Origin of the sequence: Pseudomonas sp. PDM04, assembly GCF_014851765.1 — a bacterium.
Taxonomy (GTDB): Bacteria; Pseudomonadota; Gammaproteobacteria; order Pseudomonadales; family Pseudomonadaceae; genus Aquipseudomonas.
Genome location: NZ_JACVAI010000001.1, coordinates 809,055 through 828,297, shown reverse-complemented (window position 1 = coordinate 828,297; position 19,243 = coordinate 809,055). Strand labels below are relative to the sequence as shown.

Annotated in this window: 16 protein-coding genes; 10 read left to right on the top strand and 6 right to left on the bottom strand. The window is 61.4% G+C overall.

Annotated features, from left to right (window positions below; translation table 11 throughout):
- The first annotated feature begins 55 nt into the window (after positions 1–55).
- Positions 56–469 carry an alternative ribosome rescue aminoacyl-tRNA hydrolase ArfB gene (gene arfB / locus IB249_RS03825; protein ID WP_192302172.1) on the top strand — a complete coding sequence of 138 codons (414 nt, stop codon included), beginning with the start codon at positions 56–58 and terminating at the stop codon, positions 467–469.
- Here arfB and IB249_RS03820 read toward each other — a convergent pair.
- The 6 genes from IB249_RS03820 to phhA form a co-directional block, all read right to left on the bottom strand.
- Positions 466–1,680 (bottom strand): MFS transporter, encoded by a 1,215-nt coding sequence (locus IB249_RS03820; protein ID WP_192302171.1) that lies wholly within the window; start codon positions 1,678–1,680, stop codon positions 466–468. The two genes, arfB and IB249_RS03820, sit on opposite strands and share 4 nt — an antisense overlap.
- 103 nt (positions 1,681–1,783) lie before the next feature.
- Positions 1,784–1,966, bottom strand: a complete 183-nt coding sequence (locus IB249_RS03815) for a hypothetical protein (RefSeq protein WP_192302170.1) — start codon at positions 1,964–1,966, stop codon at positions 1,784–1,786.
- A 73-nt stretch (positions 1,967–2,039) separates the two neighbouring features.
- Entirely contained in the window at positions 2,040–2,171 is a 132-nt protein-coding gene (locus IB249_RS29915; protein WP_263864711.1) for a hypothetical protein, read from the bottom strand.
- Positions 2,172–2,435: 264 nt separating this feature from the next.
- Positions 2,436–3,629 (bottom strand): amino acid aminotransferase, encoded by a 1,194-nt coding sequence (locus tag IB249_RS03810; protein WP_192302169.1) that lies wholly within the window; start codon positions 3,627–3,629, stop codon positions 2,436–2,438.
- A complete protein-coding gene (locus IB249_RS03805; RefSeq protein WP_192302168.1) occupies positions 3,629–3,985 on the bottom strand; it encodes a 4a-hydroxytetrahydrobiopterin dehydratase in 357 nt (118 codons plus the stop codon). Before IB249_RS03805 ends, IB249_RS03810 begins: the two co-directional genes overlap by 1 nt.
- Before the next feature lie 104 nt (positions 3,986–4,089).
- Entirely contained in the window at positions 4,090–4,875 is a 786-nt protein-coding gene (gene phhA, locus IB249_RS03800) for a phenylalanine 4-monooxygenase (protein WP_192302167.1), read from the bottom strand.
- Positions 4,876–5,204: 329 nt separating this feature from the next.
- Here phhA and IB249_RS03795 point away from each other — a divergent pair, with 329 nt between their 5' ends.
- The 9 genes from IB249_RS03795 to IB249_RS03755 all read left to right on the top strand — a co-directional run bounded on the left by IB249_RS03795 (position 5,205) and on the right by IB249_RS03755 (position 19,154).
- Entirely contained in the window at positions 5,205–6,764 is a 1,560-nt protein-coding gene (locus tag IB249_RS03795) for a sigma-54-dependent transcriptional regulator (protein WP_192302166.1), read from the top strand.
- Between the two features lie 316 nt (positions 6,765–7,080).
- The gene (locus IB249_RS03790; protein ID WP_192302165.1) at positions 7,081–7,821 is read left to right on the top strand and encodes a flagellar basal body rod protein FlgF; all 741 of its coding nucleotides are present in this window, start codon (positions 7,081–7,083) and stop codon (positions 7,819–7,821) included.
- A gap of 45 nt (positions 7,822–7,866) precedes the next feature.
- A complete protein-coding gene (flgG, locus tag IB249_RS03785) occupies positions 7,867–8,652 on the top strand; it encodes a flagellar basal-body rod protein FlgG (protein WP_192302164.1) in 786 nt (261 codons plus the stop codon).
- Between the two features lie 52 nt (positions 8,653–8,704).
- Positions 8,705–9,400: a flagellar basal body L-ring protein FlgH gene (gene flgH / locus IB249_RS03780; protein ID WP_192302163.1), complete on the top strand. Its 696-nt coding sequence runs from the start codon at positions 8,705–8,707 to the stop codon at positions 9,398–9,400.
- A gap of 27 nt (positions 9,401–9,427) precedes the next feature.
- On the top strand, positions 9,428–10,516 hold the full coding sequence (locus IB249_RS03775; RefSeq protein ID WP_192302841.1) for a flagellar basal body P-ring protein FlgI: 1,089 nt from the start codon (positions 9,428–9,430) through the stop codon (positions 10,514–10,516).
- 11 nt (positions 10,517–10,527) lie between these two features.
- Positions 10,528–11,823, top strand: a complete 1,296-nt coding sequence (gene flgJ, locus IB249_RS03770) for a flagellar assembly peptidoglycan hydrolase FlgJ (protein WP_192302162.1) — start codon at positions 10,528–10,530, stop codon at positions 11,821–11,823.
- Between the two features lie 25 nt (positions 11,824–11,848).
- Positions 11,849–13,927 carry a flagellar hook-associated protein FlgK gene (flgK, locus tag IB249_RS03765; RefSeq protein WP_192302161.1) on the top strand — a complete coding sequence of 693 codons (2,079 nt, stop codon included), beginning with the start codon at positions 11,849–11,851 and terminating at the stop codon, positions 13,925–13,927.
- 13 nt (positions 13,928–13,940) lie between these two features.
- On the top strand, positions 13,941–15,488 hold the full coding sequence (locus IB249_RS03760) for a flagellar hook-associated protein 3 (RefSeq protein WP_192302160.1): 1,548 nt from the start codon (positions 13,941–13,943) through the stop codon (positions 15,486–15,488).
- A gap of 93 nt (positions 15,489–15,581) precedes the next feature.
- Positions 15,582–19,154, top strand: a complete 3,573-nt coding sequence (locus IB249_RS03755) for a glycosyltransferase (protein ID WP_192302159.1) — start codon at positions 15,582–15,584, stop codon at positions 19,152–19,154.
- Positions 19,155–19,243 lie beyond the last annotated feature (89 nt).

The following is a 19,243-nucleotide window of genomic DNA, read 5'->3' as shown; positions in this document are numbered from 1 at the left end:
GCGGGCTTCAATCCATTCGCGGTATCCTGCCCGCTCTGAATACGGACGCTTTTCCATGCTGGTGATTTCCAACAACGTGCACCTGCCGGATAGCGAGATCGAGTTGACGGCCATTCGCGCCCAGGGGGCGGGTGGGCAGAACGTCAACAAGGTTTCCAGCGCCGTGCACCTGCGCTTCGACATTCCGGCCTCGTCCCTGCCCGAGTTCTACAAGGAGCGATTGCTGGCCTTGCGCGACAGTCGCATCACCAGTGACGGCGTGTTGATCATCAAGGCCCAGCAATACCGCACGCAGGAAGCCAACCGCGCCGATGCGCTGGAGCGGCTGGCCGAATTGATCCTCAGTGCCACCAAGGTCGAAAAGAAACGCCGCCCGACCAAGCCGACCCTCGGCTCGAAAAAGCGCCGGCTCGAAACCAAGAGCAAGCGCGGCAGCATCAAGGCCGGTCGTGGCAAAGTGGACTTCTAGCGGGCCGATCGTTCTTCGCGGTACTTTTCATCCAGTTGCCTCGGAACCTGCCGGTACAGGTAGACGCTGAGGATCAATCCGCTCAACGCGGCGAGCGCGGCGAACAGGAAGATCGAGGCGAAGCCGAACCCGGCGGCAATCGCACCGGCCAGCGGGCCAGTGATGCCCAGCGACAGATCGATGAACAGCGAATAGGCACCCACCGCAGCACCACGACTTGAAGCGGGCACCAGGTTGACGGCCTCCACGCCCAGCGCCGGGAACACCAGCGAAAAACCGAAGCCGCTCAACGCTGCCCCCGCCAGGGCCCAATGGGCATCCGGCGCCAGCCACAACAGCAACAGACCCAGGGTTTCCACCGACAGGCAGGCAATCGCCACGCGAAAACCGCCAAGACGGTTGATCAGGTTGCCGAACAGCAGGCGCGCACCGATGAAACTGGCACCGAACAGGCTCAGGCACAGCACCGCGTTATCCCAATGTTGCGTGGCGTAATACAGGGTGATGAAGGTGGCGATGGTGCCGAAACCGATCGAGCCCAACGCCAGGCCGCAACCGTGGGGCAGCACGCGTCCCAGCACATGCATGAACGGCAAGCGTTCGCCGGCCACGATGGGCGCAGCGGTTTTCGGCCAGGCCAGGGCCAGCCCGAGGATGGCCAGCAGCACAATGCTCACGCCCATGCTCCACAACCCCATCCGGCTGACCAGAAACACCCCCAGCGGCGCACCGACGGCCAGGGCGCCGTAACTGGCGATGCCGTTCCAGGAGATGACCTTGGCCGTGTTGGCCGCGCCCACCCGGCCGATGCCCCAGCCGATCGAACCGGAACCGACCAGGCTTTCTGCGCTGCCGAGCACCAGGCGGCCGATCAACAGGCTGATCAGGCTGAGCATCGGCAGGCTCTGGGTCCAGGCCGATATCAGCATGAACACACCGCTCAAACCGCAACCGGCCAGGCCATACATCACCGCGAGCTTGCTGCCCTGGCTGTCGATGATTTTCCCGGCATAGGGGCGGCTGAGCAGGGTGGCGAGGTATTGCACACTGATCACCAGCCCCGCGATCACCGCGCTGAAACCCAGTTCGCTGTGGACATAACCCGGCAGCACGGCCAGGGGGATGCCGATATTGAGGTAGCCGATAAAGGTGAAGAGGACGATGGAGACGACTTGCAGCGTGACCGCCAGGGGGCGCTGGTTTTCAGACATGGGGTAAAGGTCCACGGGAAAGCAGGATAGATAGGCTGCTTATGATAGCGGCGCGGGCGGCGATCAGGCGTGGAAAAGTAAAACTATTTGCCGGACGGACGCGTCAGGACTTGGCGGGTGCCACCAGTTGCGTGGTGACCAGTGCGGCCAGGGCATTTTCTTCGCTGCCGAAACGGGCGAGCAACGCAGCCTGTTTTTCCGGGGAGAGGCGGTTCCAGATCTCGATCATTTTTTCGGCGGTGCCGATCAGAACGCTCGCTTGCTGTTCGTCGAATTCATCGGTCATGGGAGGGCTCAGGGTTCAGGCAGTGTGGAAAGCGCATGTTAGCGCTTTCCACACGGTCTGTACGGCGGGTGTTTCAGTCTTCGCTGTCAGCTGTTCGGCTGTCAGTGGCTTCTTTCGGCTCGGGCTGTTGGGCGCCGGCTTGTTGCGGGGTCGTCTGCTCAGGTTCGTGCAGGCTTGGGAAGGGGAGATTGGGAATCTCGTGCATAGTCGCGCTCCTCGCTAAGTCTGTTGATAGATCTGGTAGATCCGCGCTTTTGAAAAAGCCTGGGCAGGATACAGCAGGAGAAATGACAAATAGACTTTTATATCCGTTTGTTTCGACGGATGGGCTTGTCTAGACAGGTTTGTGTCTGTGAAAAGTCTGTTTATGTGGGAGCGAGCCTGCTCGCGAAAGCGGCGTATCAGTTGCAATCATTGCGACTGACACTCCGTTTTCGCGAGCAGGCTCGCTCCCACGAAGGATCAAAGGTTATTTGCAGACTTCGGCAATCGCCTCGGCCAGCAAGTCCAGGCGAGTCGCGTCGATCCCCGCCACGTTCGCCCGGCCAGTGCCGACCATGTACACGCTGTGACGGTCGCGCAGCTGTCGGACCTGCTCCGGCGTCAATCCAGTGTAGGAAAACATCCCGCGTTGCACGCCGATGTGGGCAAAGCGGTCTCGCAATCCGTGCGGCTCAAGGGCTTCGAGCAGCCCGCTGCGCAATTGCGCGATGCGCAAGCGCATGGCCTCCACTTCGTCGCTCCAGAGGCTTTTGAGTTCCGGGTCGCCGAGGATCGTCGCCACCACGGCTGCGCCATGGTCCGGCGGCGTCGACCACAGGTTGCGGGCGATGTTGGCCAGTTGGCTGCGGATATCCAGCAGCTTTTCAGGGTTACTGGCGCAGACGATCAATGCACCGGTGCGGTCGCGGTACAGTCCGAAGTTCTTCGAGCAGGAACTGGTGATCAGCACTTCCGGCAACTGCGCGGCAAACAGCCGGGTCGACCAGGCGTCCTGTTCCAGGCCATCGCCAAAGCCTTGATAGGCGAAGTCGATCAGCGGCACCAGTTGGCGGCTGCGCACCACCTCCAGCACACGGCGCCAGTCCTCGTGGGTGAGGTCGAAGCCGGTCGGGTTATGGCAGCAGGCATGCAGCAACACCACATCGCCGATGGGCGCTGTCTTCAATACCGCCAGCATCGCCTCCACGTCGAGACGGTTATCGCTGCCGACATAGGGGTAGTGATTCACCGTGACCCCGGCCGTGGCGAAGATGGTCTCGTGAATCGGCCAGGTCGGGTTGCTCAGCCACACGCCGCGACCGGGCAGGCACTGGGCGATGAAGTCCGCGCTGAGGCGCAACGCGCCGGTGCCGCCCGGTGTCTGGGTGGCGCCGACCCGTTGTTCGGCGATCAGCGACGAGTCGGCGCCCAGCACCAGTTCGTTGATCGCCCTGCCGAATGCCGGTTCGCCATGGCCGCCGATGTAGGTCTTGGTGTTCTGGCGATCCACCAGGCGCTGCTCGGCGAGTTTCACCGACGCCAGGATCGGCGTCAGCCCATGGGCGTCTTTGTAGACGCCGACGCCAAGGTCGAACTTGCGCGGGTTCGGGTCCTGCGCGTAGGCCTCCATCAGCCCCAGGATCGGGTCGCCGGGTACTCGACCAATGGCGTCGAAATGCATTATTTACGTCCCTCGGCATCCTTGGCCACGTCGTCGGTGCGCGCCGCCATGATGAAATCGTTGCGGTGCAGGCCCTTGATGGAGTGGCTCCACCAGGTCACGGTGACCTTGCCCCATTCGGTCAGCAGGCCCGGGTGATGACCTTCGGCCTCGGAAATTTCTCCGACGGCGTTGGTGAACACCAGGGCGTGTTTGAAGTTCTTGAACAGGTAGACCTTTTCCAGCTGCATGATGCCGTCGCGAACTTCGATGTTCCAGTCGGGGATCTGCTTGATCAGTGCCGGCAGTTCTTCGTCGCTGACCTGTGGAGCGTCGGCGCGGCAGGCTTCGCAGTGGGCTTGGTTCAAAGTGGACATGATGTGTTCCTGAATTCGAATGATTGAAAATCTGCCGTCAGTGACGCCACGCTAAACCATGGCGACAGTTCCGGACAGGTTCACGTGTGACTGAAAGTGGCGTATCACGCAGCTTTCGGCGGAAATTTCGGCGCGTGCAGGCCCAACTGCATGCCCTGCCTGACCATGCCCATGATGTCTTCGTGGGCGAGGTCGAACAGGCGCTTGAGGTTGGGCAGGACAAAGTAAAGCGGTTGCAGGATGTCGATGCGGTAAGGCGTGCGCATGCATTCCAGCGGATCGAAGACCTGGTGTTCGGGCTCGTCCGACAGGCAGTAAACGGTTTCCCTGGGCGAGGAGAGGATGCCGCCGCCGTAGATGCGCAGGCCTTGGGGTGTGTCCATCAGGCCGAACTCGATGGTCATCCAGTACAGGCGCGCCAGGTACACGCGTTCTTCCTTGGTCGCCTGCAGGCCAAGTTTGCCGTAGGTGTGGGTGAATTCGGCAAACCATGGGTTGGTCAGCAACGGGCAGTGGCCAAAGATCTCATGGAAAATGTCCGGCTCTTGCAGGTAGTCCAGTTCTTCACGGGTACGAATGAAGGTGGCCACCGGGAACTGCTTGCTGGCCAGCAATTCGAAAAAGGTCTGGAAGGGAATCAGCGCAGGGACGCGGGCCACTTGCCAGCCGGTGGTTTCACCGAGGACCTTGTTGATTTCACCGAGTTGCGGAATGCGATCGTGGGGCAGACCGAGTTTTTCGATGCCATCCAGGTATTCCTGGCACGCACGGCCCTCGATCACTTTCAGTTGGCGGGTGATCAGCGTATTCCACACCGCGTGTTCTTCGGCGGGGTAGTCGATAAAACCTTGCGCATCGGGCTCGCGAGCCACGTATTGCGTCTGCTTCATGCTGCTCTCCTGCTGGGGATTCGTTCTTGTTCTATGCGGCTATTGACTCAGGAATAGCGCAAGCGTTGCGCCATTGCAGCAGGTGAGTGTCCTCTTCGGCAGGAAAACTCTGCGGTTTTCGTAAAGTTTTCGTTACGTTTGAGCGTACGTGATGGTCAGGTAAGGATCTGCCGGTTTGAAAAGTCGTTCAGGTGTCACATAATCTTTACGGTTATCTGCATGCACTGGCAGAAAATTGTGAGCGTCCGCGTCGTGCGCGTCCCTCGTGGGAGCGCGCAAGCCCGCTCTCACCGATTGGGCATTTCATCCATCCTCCGCAGGCCATCCATATGCGTATCAAAGTCCACTGCCAGAACCGCATCGGGATCCTGCGCGACATCCTCAATCTGCTGGTGGAGTACGGCATCAACGTCGCACGCGGTGAAGTCGGTGGCGAGCACGGCAACGCGATCTACCTGCACTGCCCGAACCTGGTGAATCTTCAGTTTCAGGCGCTGCGTGCGAAGTTCGAAGCGATTGCCGGTGTGTTCGGCGTCAAGCGTGTCGGGCTGATGCCCAGCGAGCGTCGGCACATGGAACTCAATGCCTTGCTGGGGGCGCTGGAGTTCCCGGTGCTGTCGATCGACATGGGCGGCTCGATCGTCGCGGCCAACCGCGCAGCGGCGCAATTGCTCGGGGTGCGCGTGGACGAGGTGCCGGGGATTCCGTTGTCGCGCTATGCCGAGGATTTCGACTTGCCGGAGCTGGTGCGCGCCAACAAATCGCGGATCAACGGGCTGCGGGTCAAGGTCAGGGGCGATGTGTTCCTGGCGGATATCGCGCCCCTGCAATCGGAGCATGACGACAGCGAAGCCATGGCCGGTGCCGTGTTGACGCTGCACCGCGCTGATCGGGTGGGCGAGCGCATCTACAACGTGCGCAAGCAGGAGTTGCGGGGGTTCGACAGCATCTTCCAGAGTTCGAAGGTGATGGCGGCGGTGGTGCGTGAAGCTCGGCGCATGGCACCGCTGGATGCGCCGCTTTTGATCGAGGGTGAAACCGGCACCGGTAAGGAGTTGCTGGCGCGCGCCTGCCACCTGGCCAGTCCGCGTGGACAATCGCCGTTGATGGCGCTCAATTGCGCAGGGTTGCCGGAATCGATGGCCGAAACCGAGTTGTTCGGCTACGGGCCGGGCGCGTTTGAAGGGGCGCGGGCGGAAGGCAAGCTCGGTCTGCTGGAATTGACGGCGGGCGGTACGTTGTTTCTCGATGGGGTCGCGGAAATGAGCCCGCGTCTGCAGGTGAAACTGCTGCGGTTCCTGCAGGATGGCTGCTTCCGTCGTGTCGGCAGTGATGAAGAGGTTTACCTGGATGTGCGGGTGATCTGCGCGACACAGGTCGACCTGTCGGAACTGTGTGCCCGTGGCGAATTTCGCCAGGACCTGTATCACCGCTTGAACGTGCTGTCGTTGCACATCCCGCCCCTGCGCGAGTGCCTCGACGGGTTGCCGCCACTGGTCGAGCATTTCCTCGACCAGGCCAGTCGGCAGATCGGGTGTCCGCTGCCGAAACTGGCGCCGGCGGCCATGGAACGGCTCAGTCATTACCACTGGCCGGGCAATGTCCGGCAACTGGAAAACGTGCTGTTCCAGGCGGTTTCGTTGTGCGAGGGCGGGACGGTCAAGGTCGAGCACATCCGCCTGCCGGACTACGGGGCGCGTCAGCCCCTTGGCGACTTCTCCCTCGAGGGCGGGTTGGACGCCATCGTCGGGCGCTTCGAAAAAGCGGTGCTGGAGCGCTTGTATGCCGAACACCCGAGCAGTCGGCAGTTGGGCAGGCGGCTGGGGGTTTCGCACACCACCATTGCCAACAAGTTGCGCGAGTATGGGGTGGGGAAGGTCGAGCCCTAGCGGAGCTCAGCGGCAGGTGTACGGGCCTCATCGCGAGCAGGCGCGTTCCCGCCGGTCCACCGCCGTTGACAGGCGCTGTGTCCACCGCAAGTGCCTGCGGGAGCGGGCTTGTCCGCGAAGAGGCCAGGCCTTGCCACCCAACGGCATGACACCGCCGGTTTTTCGTCTCCAGCGCGAACCGCTTTCAACCCGCCAGTCCCCTCAACCCCTTTGTTTGCCGGCCCTCGCGCCGTCAGAAAAAAGTTGGTCTGCTAATTGCTTGTGGCTCAGCAGTACAGCGGTGGGCGGCAAACGTCCGGCATGCAGAGGAAAGAGTGTGGACAAGTACCTTTATGTGGCAATGACCGGCGCCAGCCAGAATGCACTGGCGCAGAAGGCTCATGCGAACAACCTGGCGAACATCTCCACCAATGGTTTCCAGAGAGATCTGGAGCAGGCGCGTTCGATGCCGGTGTTCGGTGACAGCTTTCCGGCGCGTGCGTTTGCCATGTCCGAGCGTCCGGCTACCGACTTCTCCCCAGGCTCGCTGGTGCAGACCGGTCGCGACCTCGACGTCGCGGTGCAGGGCAATGGCTGGCTCGCCGTGCAGACCCCCGATGGCGGTGAAAGTTACGTGCGCACCGGCAGCCTGAACATCGATGCTCTGGGCGTGTTGCGTGCCGGCAATGGCATGCCGGTGCTGGGCAACGGCGGGCCGATCTCCGTGCCGCCGGAGCAGCAGGTCGAGATCGGCGAGGACGGCACCGTCAGCATTCGTGCGATGGGCGAAGGCCCCCGGGTGATGGCCGAGGTCGACCGCATCAAGCTGGTCAACCCGGACTTCAAGAACATGACCAAGGGCCTGGACGGCTCCATTCACACCAAGGACGGGCAGCCGGCGCAAGCCGATGCCAACGTCAAGCTGGTGTCCGGGTTCCTTGAGTCGAGCAACGTCAACGCCGTGGAAGAAATGACCTCGGTGCTGGCGCTGGCCAAGCAGTTCGAGCTGCACGTCAAGATGATGAACACCGCCAAAGAAGACGACCAGGCCATGGCTCGGGTCTTGCAGATCAGCTAATTATCAGAACGTCGCGCCGTAAAACAGGCGCACGAGGAGAATCGAATGCTTCCGGCTCTATGGGTTGCCAAAACAGGTCTGTCCGCCCAGGACACCAACCTGACCACCATTTCCAACAACCTGGCGAACGTCTCGACTACGGGTTTCAAACGTGACCGCGCCGAGTTCCAGGACTTGCTGTATCAGATCAAGCGCCAGCCAGGCGCCCAGTCGACCCAGGACAGCGAACTGCCGTCGGGTCTGCAACTGGGTACCGGTGTGCGGATCGTCGGCACCCAGAAAAATTTCAACGCCGGCAGCCTGCAAACCACCGAGCAGCCGCTGGACATGGCCATCGACGGTCGCGGTTTCTTCCAGATCCTGCAGCCGGACGGCACCACGTCCTACACCCGTGACGGCACGTTCCACCTCGATTCCAACGGCCAGATCGTCAACGCCAGTGGCTTCGCCCTGGAGCCGGCCATCGTGATCCCGAACGACGCCCAGACCTTCACCGTCGGTCGCGACGGCACCGTGTCCATCACCGTCGCCGGCAACCCTGCCGCCCAGGTGATCGGCAACCTGCAGACCGCCGACTTCATCAACCCGGCCGGCCTGCAAGCCGTGGGGAACAACCTGTTCCTGGAAACCGCCGCCAGCGGCGCGCCACAAGTCGGCACGCCTGGCCTGGCCGGTTTCGGCACCACGCTGCAGAACACCCTGGAAACCTCCAACGTCAGCACCGTTGAAGAGATGGTCAACATGATCACCACTCAGCGTGCCTACGAGATGAACTCCAAGGTGATTTCCACTGCCGACCAGATGCTCTCGTTCGTAACGCAGAATCTGTAATCAAGTCTATGAGGCGGCCATGAGGTCGCCTGCAACACCGTGAGGTAGGGTCATGAATCGCTTTGTATCTGTCCTGGCACTGAGTGGGGTCACCGCGTTGGCGGGGTGCGTCGCTCCAACGCCCAAGCCCAATGATCCTTACTACGCCCCGGTGTTGCCGCGTACGCCGTTGCCGGCCGCCGCGAATAATGGCTCGATCTACCAGGCCGGTTTCGAGCAGAACCTGTACAGCGACCGCAAGGCGTTCCGGGTCGGTGACATCATCACCATCACCCTGAACGAGCGCACCCAGGCCAGCAAGAACGCCAACTCGCAGATCGGCAAAAACAGTGATACCAGCGTGGGGTTGACCTCGTTGTTCGGCTCCAGCCTGACCACCAATAACCCGATCGGCAGCAACGACCTGAGTTTGAATGCCGGCTACAGCGCCGACCGCGCCACCAAGGGTGACAGCAAATCCGGGCAGAGCAACAGCCTGACCGGCTCGATTACCGTCACCGTCGCGGACGTGTTGCCCAATGGCATCATCGCCGTGCGTGGCGAGAAGTGGCTGACGCTCAATACCGGCGATGAGCTGGTGCGGATCGCCGGCCTGGTTCGCGCCGATGACATCGCCACCGACAACACGGTGTCGTCGACCCGCGTGGCCGATGCGCGCATCACCTATTCGGGGACCGGTGCCTTTGCCGATGCGAGTCAGCCAGGCTGGTTCGACCGTTTCTTCCTCAGCCCGCTGTTCCCTTTCTAGGTGGCTACGTTGAATCTTAAACACCTGATGGTGGCCGCCCTGTTGCTGTCTTCCGCTTTCAGCGCTCAAGCCGAGCGCCTGAAGGATATCGCCAGCATCTCCGGCGTGCGTTCCAACCAGTTGATCGGCTACGGCCTGGTGGTCGGGCTCAACGGTACGGGCGACCAGACGACCCAGACGCCGTTCACCCTGCAAACCTTCAACAACATGCTCTCGCAGTTCGGCATCAAGGTGCCGGCGGGGTCGGGCAACGTGCAATTGAAGAACGTCGCGGCGGTGTCGGTCAGCGCCGATCTGCCGGCCTTCGCCAAGCCCGGTCAGCAGGTGGACATCACGGTTTCCTCGATCGGCAACTCCAAGAGCCTGCGTGGCGGCACCTTGTTGCTGACGCCGCTCAAGGGTATCGACGGCAACGTCTACGCGGTCGCTCAGGGCAACCTGGTGGTCGGCGGTTTTGATGCCGAAGGTCGCGACGGCTCGAAGATCACCGTCAACGTTCCGTCGGCCGGTCGCATCCCTGGCGGTGCATCGGTTGAGCGCTCGGTGCCGAGCGGTTTCAACCAGGGCAACAGCCTGACCCTGAACCTCAACCGTTCGGACTTCACCACGGCCAAGCGCATTGTCGACAAGATCAACGACATGCTCGGCCCGGGCGTTGCCCAGGCCATCGACGGCGGTTCGATTCGTGTCAGTGCGCCGCTGGATCCGAGCCAGCGTGTCGACTACCTGTCGATTCTGGAAAACCTCGAAATCGATCCGGGCCAGGCGGTGGCGAAAGTCATCATCAACTCGCGCACCGGCACCATCGTGATCGGCCAGAACGTCAAGGTTTCCCCGGCCGCCGTGACCCACGGCAGCCTGACCGTGACCATCACCGAAGACCCGATCGTCAGCCAGCCTGGTCCGCTGTCCAATGGCCAGACCGCAGTCGTGCCGCGCTCGCGGGTCAACGCCCAGCAGGAAGCCAAGCCGATGTTCAAGTTTGGCCCGGGCACCACGCTCGACGAGATCGTGCGTGCAGTGAACCAGGTCGGCGCGGCGCCGGGTGACTTGATGGCCATCCTCGAAGCACTGAAGCAGGCTGGCGCATTGCAAGCCGACCTGATCGTGATCTGAGGACAGCGACCATGGATATGTACAAGAGTGGTCTGGTCAGCAGCAGCGATTCGGGTTCCTACTCCGACCTCAATCGCCTGAACCAGCTCAAGGTCGGCGACAAGAACAGTGACGCCAACCTGCGCAAGGTGGCGCAGGAATTCGAGTCGCTGTTCCTGGGCGAAATGCTCAAGTCCATGCGCAAGGCGACCGACACGCTGGGTGAGGGCAATCCGCTCAACACGCCAGCGGCCAAGCAATATCAGGAAATGTACGACCAGCAACTGGCTGTTTCCATGTCTCGTGAAGGCGGCGGTATCGGCCTGGCGGACGTACTGATGCGCCAGATGCAGAAGAACAAGCCATTGGCGCCGGGCGAAGCGGAAGCGGCGTCGGCCGCCAAGCAGGCCGCAGCGAAAGCGGCGGTGGAGACACCGGTGGCCGCCGGTACGCTGGCGATCAACGGGCCGTTGTCGCGGGTCAACGGCGAGCGTCCGTTGTGGGCTTCGCGTTCGGTCCGTGCGCCGCAGGCGGGCGAGGGCGCTCATCGCAATGACATGGCGCTGATCAATCAGCGGCGTCTGGCGTTGCCACCGAAGCTGGCCGATCGTTTGCTGGCGGGCCTGGTCCCTTCGGCGACGACAGCGGCCGCGGCATCGGTGGCGGCGACCGGAAACACGCAACTGCCGGATCGCGCCACGCTCACCGGTTCAGGTCCGCTGTTCAATGGCGACTGGCTGGCGAATGCGCAAGCCGCCGCCAACGGTGGCCTGCAGATCCACGGTCGTGCCATGGCGCAGATTCCGCTGGCACCGGCAAAGAAAGCCTTCGGTTCCGCCGACGAATTCGTCAACACCATGCTGCCGATGGCCAAGGAAGCAGCCGCTCGCATCGGGGTCGACCCGCGTTACCTCGTGGCCCAGGCCGCGCTGGAAACCGGCTGGGGCAAATCGGTCATGCGCGCCCAGGATGGCAGCAGCAGCCACAACCTGTTCGGCATCAAGGCCAGCAGTAACTGGACGGGCAATTCGGCGCGGGCGATCACCAGCGAATTCAGGAACGGCGCGATGGTCAAGGAGACGGCCGAGTTCCGTTCCTACGACTCCTACAAGGACAGTTTCCATGACCTTGTGACTTTGCTGCAAACCAACAATCGCTATCAAGAAGTCGTGAAGTCAGCCGATAACCCAGAACAGTTTGTACGCGAGTTGCAAAAGGCCGGTTACGCAACCGACCCCGACTACGCAAGCAAGATTTCGCAGATAGCCAAGCAGATGACGAGTTACCAGAACTACGCTGCGGCGGGCGTTTCCACCACGCCTTTATAAGGGCACAAGGATTAAGGTCTGAACCATGAGTTTGCTCAATATCGGGATGTCGGGACTGGCCGCTGGCCAATCCTCATTGATGACAACCGGCAATAACATTGCCAACGTCGACACCGCCGGGTACTCACGCCAGCAAACTGTGCAAGGCACCAAGGCCTCGCAGCAGTTCGGCAACGTATGGATCGGCACCGGCACCACGCTGGCCGATGTACGTCGGGTATACAACAGCTACCTCGATGCACAGTTGCAGACCACGACCTCGCTCAACAGTGATTCGGCTGCCTACCTGGGGCAGGTGACGCCGCTGGACAAGCTGCTGTCGGACAGCGGCACCGGCCTGAACGGCGCCCTGACCAAGTTCTTTGCCTCGGTGCAGAACGTCAATGCCAAGCCCGGCGACGATGCGTCCCGGCAGTTGCTGCTCAGCGATGCCCAGGCCTTGAGCAACCGCTTCAACTCGATGTCCACGCAGTTGAATCAGCAGAATGCCACGATCAACGGCAACCTGACGAACATGGCCGACCAGGTCAACAAGCTGGCCGCGACCGTGGCCCAGTTGAACCAGCGCATCTCGGAAATTTCCAGTGCCGGCGGCATGCCGAACGAGCTGCTCGACGCCCGTAACGAAACCGTCCGCCAGCTGTCGACCTTTACCGGTGCGCAAGTGGTGGAGCGCGAAGGCAGCCTCGATATTTACCTGGGCAGCGGCCAGCCGCTGGTCATGGGCAACACCGCCAGCAAACTGGAAATGGTGCCGAGCAAGGACGATCCGGGTCGTCTGGGGATTCAGCTCAATCGGGGTTCGAGCACCATCGACATCACCTCGATCATGACCGGTGGCGAGATCGGTGGTCTGCTGCGCTATCGCAGCACCGTGCTGGACCCGGCCATGAACGAACTGGGTCGCGTGGCCCTGGTCGTCGCCGATCAGATGAACAGCCTGCAGGCCCAGGGCATCGACAAGAACGGTGACTTCGGTTCGACCCTGTTCAACAGCATCAACAGTGCTGCACAGGTGTCCCAGCGCAGCATCGCGACCATCGGCAACAATGCCGGCACTGGCAATTTCGATGTGACCATCGAAGACTCCGGCAAGCTGACCATCAACGATTACAAGGTGACCTTCACCAGCGCCACCGACTACACCGTCCAGCGTCTGCCGGACAACACGCCGATGGGCAGCTTCAGCACCACGACGACGCCACCTCCGGTCATCGACGGTTTCTCCTTGAACCTGAAGGGTGGCACGCCGGCTCCAGGTAACACCGCGACCGCCGGCGACACCTTCAAGATCACCCCGACCCGCAACGCGGCGACGAACATCAAGACCGAGATGACCGACTCCAAGCGCCTGGCCATCGCGGCACCGCTGGGCGCGGCCATTGGCGCCGGCAACAGTGGCACGCTGACGATTCCGGCCAGCGGCCAGCCGACCCTGACCACAAAGTTCGACATCTACGACACGGCCACCGCGACAGCGATGCAGAACGGCCTGAAGTATTCCACGCCGACCAAAGTGGTGTTTGGCGACGTGTCTGCCGACGGCACCAGCCAGACTTACCAGTTCCTGGACGCCAATGGCGGTGTCATCAGCAGCGGCACCATCAAGCCGAACGAGAACAACACGCTCAACCTGACCATCCCGCTCAAGGATGCCACGGGCGCGCCGATCCCGCCGCCGCCAGCGACCCAGTACACCGCGACCTTCGAAATGACCGTCGCCGGCTCGCCGACGTCGGGCGCTTCGATCAACGTTTCGCTCAGTCAGCCGGGGACGCTGGACAACCGCAATGGCACGGCGCTGGCTGGCCTGCAAACCGCGCAGACCGTGGACACCGGTTCTGCCAGCAAGGGCATTTCCCTGACCGACGCCTATGGCAAGCTGGTCGAAGGTGTAGGTTCCAAGGCCGCCCAGGGCAAGCTCGACAGCGCCGCCACCGAAGCCATCCTGGCCAACGCCAAGGGCGCACGCGACTCGCTGTCGGGTGTCGACCTCGATGAAGAGACCGGCAACCTGGTCAAGTATCAGCAGTACTACACCGCGTCCTCGCAGATCATCAAGGCTGCGCAGGAAATCTTCAGCACACTGATCAACAGCCTTTAAGGAGTCGTAGTCCATGCGCATTTCTACCGCCCAGTTTTACGAGACCACGGCTGCCAACTATCAGAAGAACTTTTCCAATGTGGTCAAGAGCAGCGAAGAGGCCAGCAGCCTCGTGCGCGTGAACACCGCCGCCGATGATCCGGTCGGTGCTTCGCGCCTGCTGCAATTGGGTCAGCAGGCTTCCATGCTCGATCAGTATGCGGCCAATACCAACACCATCAAGGCGACCCTGGGTCAGGCCGAGTCGGTACTGGACAGCATCACCAACGTGCTGCAACGCGCCAAGGAACTGGCCATTGGTGCCAACAACGCGGGCTACACCGACGCCGACCGTCAGGCCAACGCCTCGGAACTGGGCCAGATCGAAGAGCAGCTGTTGAGCCTGATGAACACCAAGGACGAAAACGGCAAGTACATCTTTGCCGGCTCCAAGGGTGATGTCGCTCCGTTCAGCCGCAACTCTGACGGCACCTACTCCTACAACGGCGACCAGTCGACGCTGAACCTGCCGGTCGGCGACAACATGTCGATGGCCACCAACAGCACCGGTTGGGAGCTGTTCCAGCAGGCGATCAATACCGCCCGCACCCAGGTTACCGGTTCGATGAATGACGGTCTGGTGACCCTGTCCGACGGGCAAGTGAACTCGAATGTGACTTACAACGGCAAGTTCCGCTCCGGCGAGCCGTATCAGGTGTCATTCGTCAGTGGAACTCAATTGCTGATCACCGACAACCTGGGTAACGACGTGACCAGTGAAGCCTCCCAGGGCGGCGTTATCACCAATGGCAAGAATCAGGGCATCAGCTTCCGTGGTGTTGACCTGGCCCTGAACTTCAACGATCCGGCTGCCCCGTTGGCAGGCCGTACCTTCACGCTGCAAGGCAAGCCGGACTCGTTCAACGTTTCCCGTAGTCCCGGCAACCCGAGCACGGTGCAGACGACCGGCACGCGGATTACCGATCCGGTCGCCTACCATGCCAGCTTCCCGAGTGGCTCGGCGGTACTGAAGTTCACCAGCGCCACCACCTTCGACTTGTACGCCGCACCGATCACCGCCGACAGCCGGCCGGTCTCCAGCGGTACGATGGTGGGCAATACCGCGACCGCCTCCGGTGTCGAGTTCACGCTGAACGACACCGGGGCCAATCCTTTGCAAAACGGCGACCAGTTCAATGTGTCGGTCAACACCCACGAGACCCAGAACATTCTGGACACCGTGAGCCAGTTGAAGACCGCTCTGAACACGCCTGTCACCGGTAACGAGGTGGCTGTGCAGAAGCAACAGGCTGCAATGACGGCGGGCTTGGGCAACCTTGCCAGCGGTCTTGACCAGGTGTCTGCCGGTTTGAGTTCGATCGGTGGTCGCGGTTCGGCACTGGATACCCAGAGCGACACCAACCAGGCGCTGGTGCTGGCGAACGCCCAGACCCAATCGGTGATCCGTGATTCGGACCCGGCCGAAGTGATGACCCGCCTGACGCTGCAACAAACCATGTTGCAAGCTTCGCAACTGGCGTTCAGCAAAATTGCTCAACTGGGCTTGTTCAACAAAGTCTGAGCCTGTGTCTGTCGAGCCGCCAGCCGTCTTTTCCTAAGCGGTTTCGCAGCCTCTGCCTGAAAGGGCAGAGGTTCGCCGCTCGAGAGTTTCGTCGTGAATCAACATCCTCTAGTCAGTATCGTCATCCCCGCCTTCAACCCGCGCTTCTTCAGTCAGACGCTGGAAAGCGCGCTCGTTCAATCGTATGAAAACATCGAAATCGTCATCTGTGACGATTCGTCTTCCGATGAGATTCGCGACATCGTCGAATCGTTCACCGACCCTGCGCGCCCCATTCGTTACCTGCGAAATCCCAAGCGCCTGGGCCTGCAAAAGAACCTGATGCGCTGTGTCGAAGAGGCCCGAGGCGAGTTGCTGAAGGTCCTGTGCGACGATGACCGCCTGTTCGTGCCCAGCATCGAGTTGCAGGCCAAGGTGCTGATCGATCAGCCCGAGGTGTCACTGGTGTGTGCCTTGCGGATGCTGAGCGATGCCAACAACTACATCTTGCCGCCCCGCGTTGATAACTGTCTTTTCGCGCCAGCCAATTCGCTGATCAAAGGCGATGACATGCTGGCCATTTTCGAGAGCACGCCGAAGAATTTCATCGGCAACTTCAGCTCCACGCTGATGCGTCGCGCCGATGTCCTCGAGCTGTTGCCCGCCTTGATCCAGGATGGTGGCGGCTTCGTGGCGATGCTCGATTTCGCCTTGTTCGTGTGCCTGTTGCGTCGGGGCAACCTGGCGTCGCTCAACATTCTGTTGAGTACCGAGCGTCAGTACCCTGAGCGCCTCAGCAGAACCTCGACAATGGTCCAGGCCGCTGTGCAGGAGTGGGAGTGGCTGGCGCAAATGCTCACCTCCCGTGGTGGCGAGTCCGCGCCGGCATCGGGTTGGGTGCGCTTCGTGGACCTCGGTAAGGCGTCTGAAGTGCCGCGCAAATGGGAGGAGTTGTGCGTGGTACGCGTGCTGGGCAGCCGTAATACGGTGGTCAATGGCCGGGTGGGCGGCACCAGCGACAGCTATGCCGAGTTCTACCGTGAGTGGTTGTCGGTACGCGCATTCAATCCGGCGGAAACGCGCCACCTGCCCGAGCGTATCAATCGCTGGGCCACGCGTCCCAACCTGGTGCCGATCATCATTGACACCGAATCGGACAGCGACGGGCTCAAGGAAACCCTGGCCAGCCTCGAAGCGCAACTGTATGCACCGCAAGCGGTGGTCGTGCTGACGAACGCCGAATGCGATGCCCGCGACAACGTTCTGCAACTTCCGCTCGAGGCGAGCTGGTCGCAGCAGCTCAATGCCGTGGTCCCGCAACTGGAAGGCTCGGACTGGTTCTATCTGCTGCGCGCGGGTGACACGCTGCGCGAGTCGGCGCTGCTGGTGCTGGCCGAGCGAATTGCCAGTACCCCTGGCATGTTGTGCGCCTATAGCGATGAGGGCGCGCTGGTCAAGGGTGAGTCCATTGACCCGGTATTCAAGCCAGGTTTCAACCTGGATCTCATGCGTTCTTATCCGTACGTGGGGCGCACCCTGTCATTCCAGCGTCAGCACTTTTTGACGGCGGGTGGTTTTGATCCGGCCCACGGTGAATTGGCCCCCCACGACCTGCTCTGGCGACTGGTGGAAGAAGCCGGGTTGCACACCATCGAGCACATTGCCGAGGTTCAGGTCGAATCGATCCAATCGTTCGCCGACTGGATGTCGTTGCCCGAGGTGATCGAAGGCAGCGAAGCGTTGACCAGTGCACACCTGACACGGATCGGTCTGGAGCATCGCATTCGCCATGAAGCGTTACCGCTGCTCAACCGTATCGATTACCTGCACGGCCAGCGGCCTCTGGTCTCGATCATCATTGCGGCGGGCACCTCGCTGGCCGCTTTGCAGCGCTGCACCGAAAGTCTCATCGAACACACGGTTTATACCGAATATGAAATCCTGATTGTCGATGAAGGCCGAGGCGGTCCGGCCATGGCCGACTGGCTCGACGCGATGAAGCAAATGGGTGTGAGCATGCTGCGGGTGCTGTCTTGCGGCGCTGTGAATAGCGAGACGGCCATCATCAATTTCGCCGCCAGTCAGGCTCGTGGCGAGTACCTGTTGACACTGAGCCCGCGCAGCGTGATTTGCTCCGGCGACTGGCTCGACGAAATGCTCAATCACGCTCAACGCATGGAAGTCGGTGTCGTCGGTGCGCGATTGCTCAGCCCTGGCGGTACGATTGTCTCTGCCGGTTTGATTCTGGGGTTGGCCGGGTCCGCCACTTCGCCGTTTATCGGCGAGCATGCCAGCTCGCGAGGCTATATGCAGCGCCTGCAGGTGAGCCAGAACTGGAGCGCCGTCAGCAGTGATTGCCTGATGGTGCGCAAGGAAGTGTTCGACAGCCTGGGCCAGCTGGATGAGAGTGTGCTCAACCTGGGGCTCAGCAGTGTCGATCTGTGCCTGCGGGCGGATAAAGACGGTTATCTGGTCGTCTGGACGCCGTTTGCAACGGTGGTGATGGGGGAAGAGCCTCCGTCGGTTGCGTCGCCGGCCGAGGTTCAGGCGCAGGAGTTGGAGCATGAAACCTTCTGCAAAAAGTGGCTGCCGAAAATCTCGCGTGATCCGGCCTACAGTCCCGTTCTGTCGCTCGGCATGGCCAGCTTCAGTCTGGAGCCTTCGCTGCGCAACAACTGGAATCCGTTCATCCAGCGCGACCTGCCTTTGATACTCGGATTGCCGGTCAACGAGTCAGCCATCGGGCACTATCGAGTGACGGCGCCGCTGTCGGAGCTTGAAGCGGCAGGTCGCGTCATTGCGCGCGTGTCCTATGACTCGCTGTCGACGGTGGAGATCGAGCGGCTGTCCCCCGACACCATCATTTTTCAGGGTCGCTACAACGAGAACTCGGCGGCCGAAATTCAGCGCATCAAGAAGTACTCGAATGCACTGAGGATTTTCGAGCTGGATGACTACGTTGTCAGCACGCCGAAAAAGAACAGCCACGCCCGCAACAAGCCGGTCAACACCGAGCAGATGCTGCGTGACGGCATTGCCTTGTGTGATCGCGTGGTGGTGACCACCCAGGCGATGGCGGATGTTCTTTCGCCTATGCACCGCGAGATTCGCGTCGTGCCTAACATGCTGCCACCCGACCCGTGGTCGGGCTTGACCAGTCAGCGTCGTACGTCCACAAAACCACGGGTCGGCTGGGGCGGCGGCACCAGTCATACCGGTGACCTGGAAATCATTGCCGACGTGGTTCGCGAGCTGGCCAACGAGGTGGAGTGGGTATTCTTCGGCATGTGTCCGGAAGCCTTGCGCCCTTATATCCACGAGTTCCATGGGACCACGGGCTTGCGCAGTTATCCCTACAAGCTGGCGAGCCTGAACCTCGACCTGGCACTGGCGCCGCTGGAATTCCATATCTTCAACGACTGCAAGAGCAACTTGCGACTCCTGGAATACGGGGCCTGCGGTTATCCGGTGATCTGTACCGACACCCGTGCCTATGAGGGTTTCCTGCCGTGCACCAAAGTTCGCAGCAACAGCACCGAGGAATGGTTGCAGGCGATCCGCATGCACCTGGCCGACCCTGACGCCAGCTATCGCATGGGCGATGAATTGCGCGAAGCGGTGCATCGCGATTTCATGCTGCGCGGCGATAACCTCCAGCACTGGATGTGGGGCTGGTTACCGGACTGACGCCAGTCTCCATAGGCCATCCTTCGAACCGTCCGAGCGCGCTCACAGGCCCGCTCGACGGCCGCATTCTCCTCCCTCTGCACAGATTG

Coding starts and splice junctions, on each gene's coding strand:
- arfB (WP_192302172.1), top strand. CDS start 56: ATGCTGGTGATTTCCAACAACGTGCACCTGCCGGATAGCGAGATCGAG.
- IB249_RS03820 (WP_192302171.1), bottom strand. CDS start 1,680: ATGTCTGAAAACCAGCGCCCCCTGGCGGTCACGCTGCAAGTCGTCTCC.
- IB249_RS03815 (WP_192302170.1), bottom strand. CDS start 1,966: ATGACCGATGAATTCGACGAACAGCAAGCGAGCGTTCTGATCGGCACC.
- IB249_RS29915 (WP_263864711.1), bottom strand. CDS start 2,171: ATGCACGAGATTCCCAATCTCCCCTTCCCAAGCCTGCACGAACCTGAG.
- IB249_RS03810 (WP_192302169.1), bottom strand. CDS start 3,629: ATGCATTTCGACGCCATTGGTCGAGTACCCGGCGACCCGATCCTGGGG.
- IB249_RS03805 (WP_192302168.1), bottom strand. CDS start 3,985: ATGTCCACTTTGAACCAAGCCCACTGCGAAGCCTGCCGCGCCGACGCT.
- phhA (WP_192302167.1), bottom strand. CDS start 4,875: ATGAAGCAGACGCAATACGTGGCTCGCGAGCCCGATGCGCAAGGTTTT.
- IB249_RS03795 (WP_192302166.1), top strand. CDS start 5,205: ATGCGTATCAAAGTCCACTGCCAGAACCGCATCGGGATCCTGCGCGAC.
- flgG (WP_192302164.1), top strand. CDS start 7,867: ATGCTTCCGGCTCTATGGGTTGCCAAAACAGGTCTGTCCGCCCAGGAC.
- flgH (WP_192302163.1), top strand. CDS start 8,705: ATGAATCGCTTTGTATCTGTCCTGGCACTGAGTGGGGTCACCGCGTTG.
- IB249_RS03775 (WP_192302841.1), top strand. CDS start 9,428: ATGGTGGCCGCCCTGTTGCTGTCTTCCGCTTTCAGCGCTCAAGCCGAG.
- flgJ (WP_192302162.1), top strand. CDS start 10,528: ATGGATATGTACAAGAGTGGTCTGGTCAGCAGCAGCGATTCGGGTTCC.
- flgK (WP_192302161.1), top strand. CDS start 11,849: ATGAGTTTGCTCAATATCGGGATGTCGGGACTGGCCGCTGGCCAATCC.
- IB249_RS03760 (WP_192302160.1), top strand. CDS start 13,941: ATGCGCATTTCTACCGCCCAGTTTTACGAGACCACGGCTGCCAACTAT.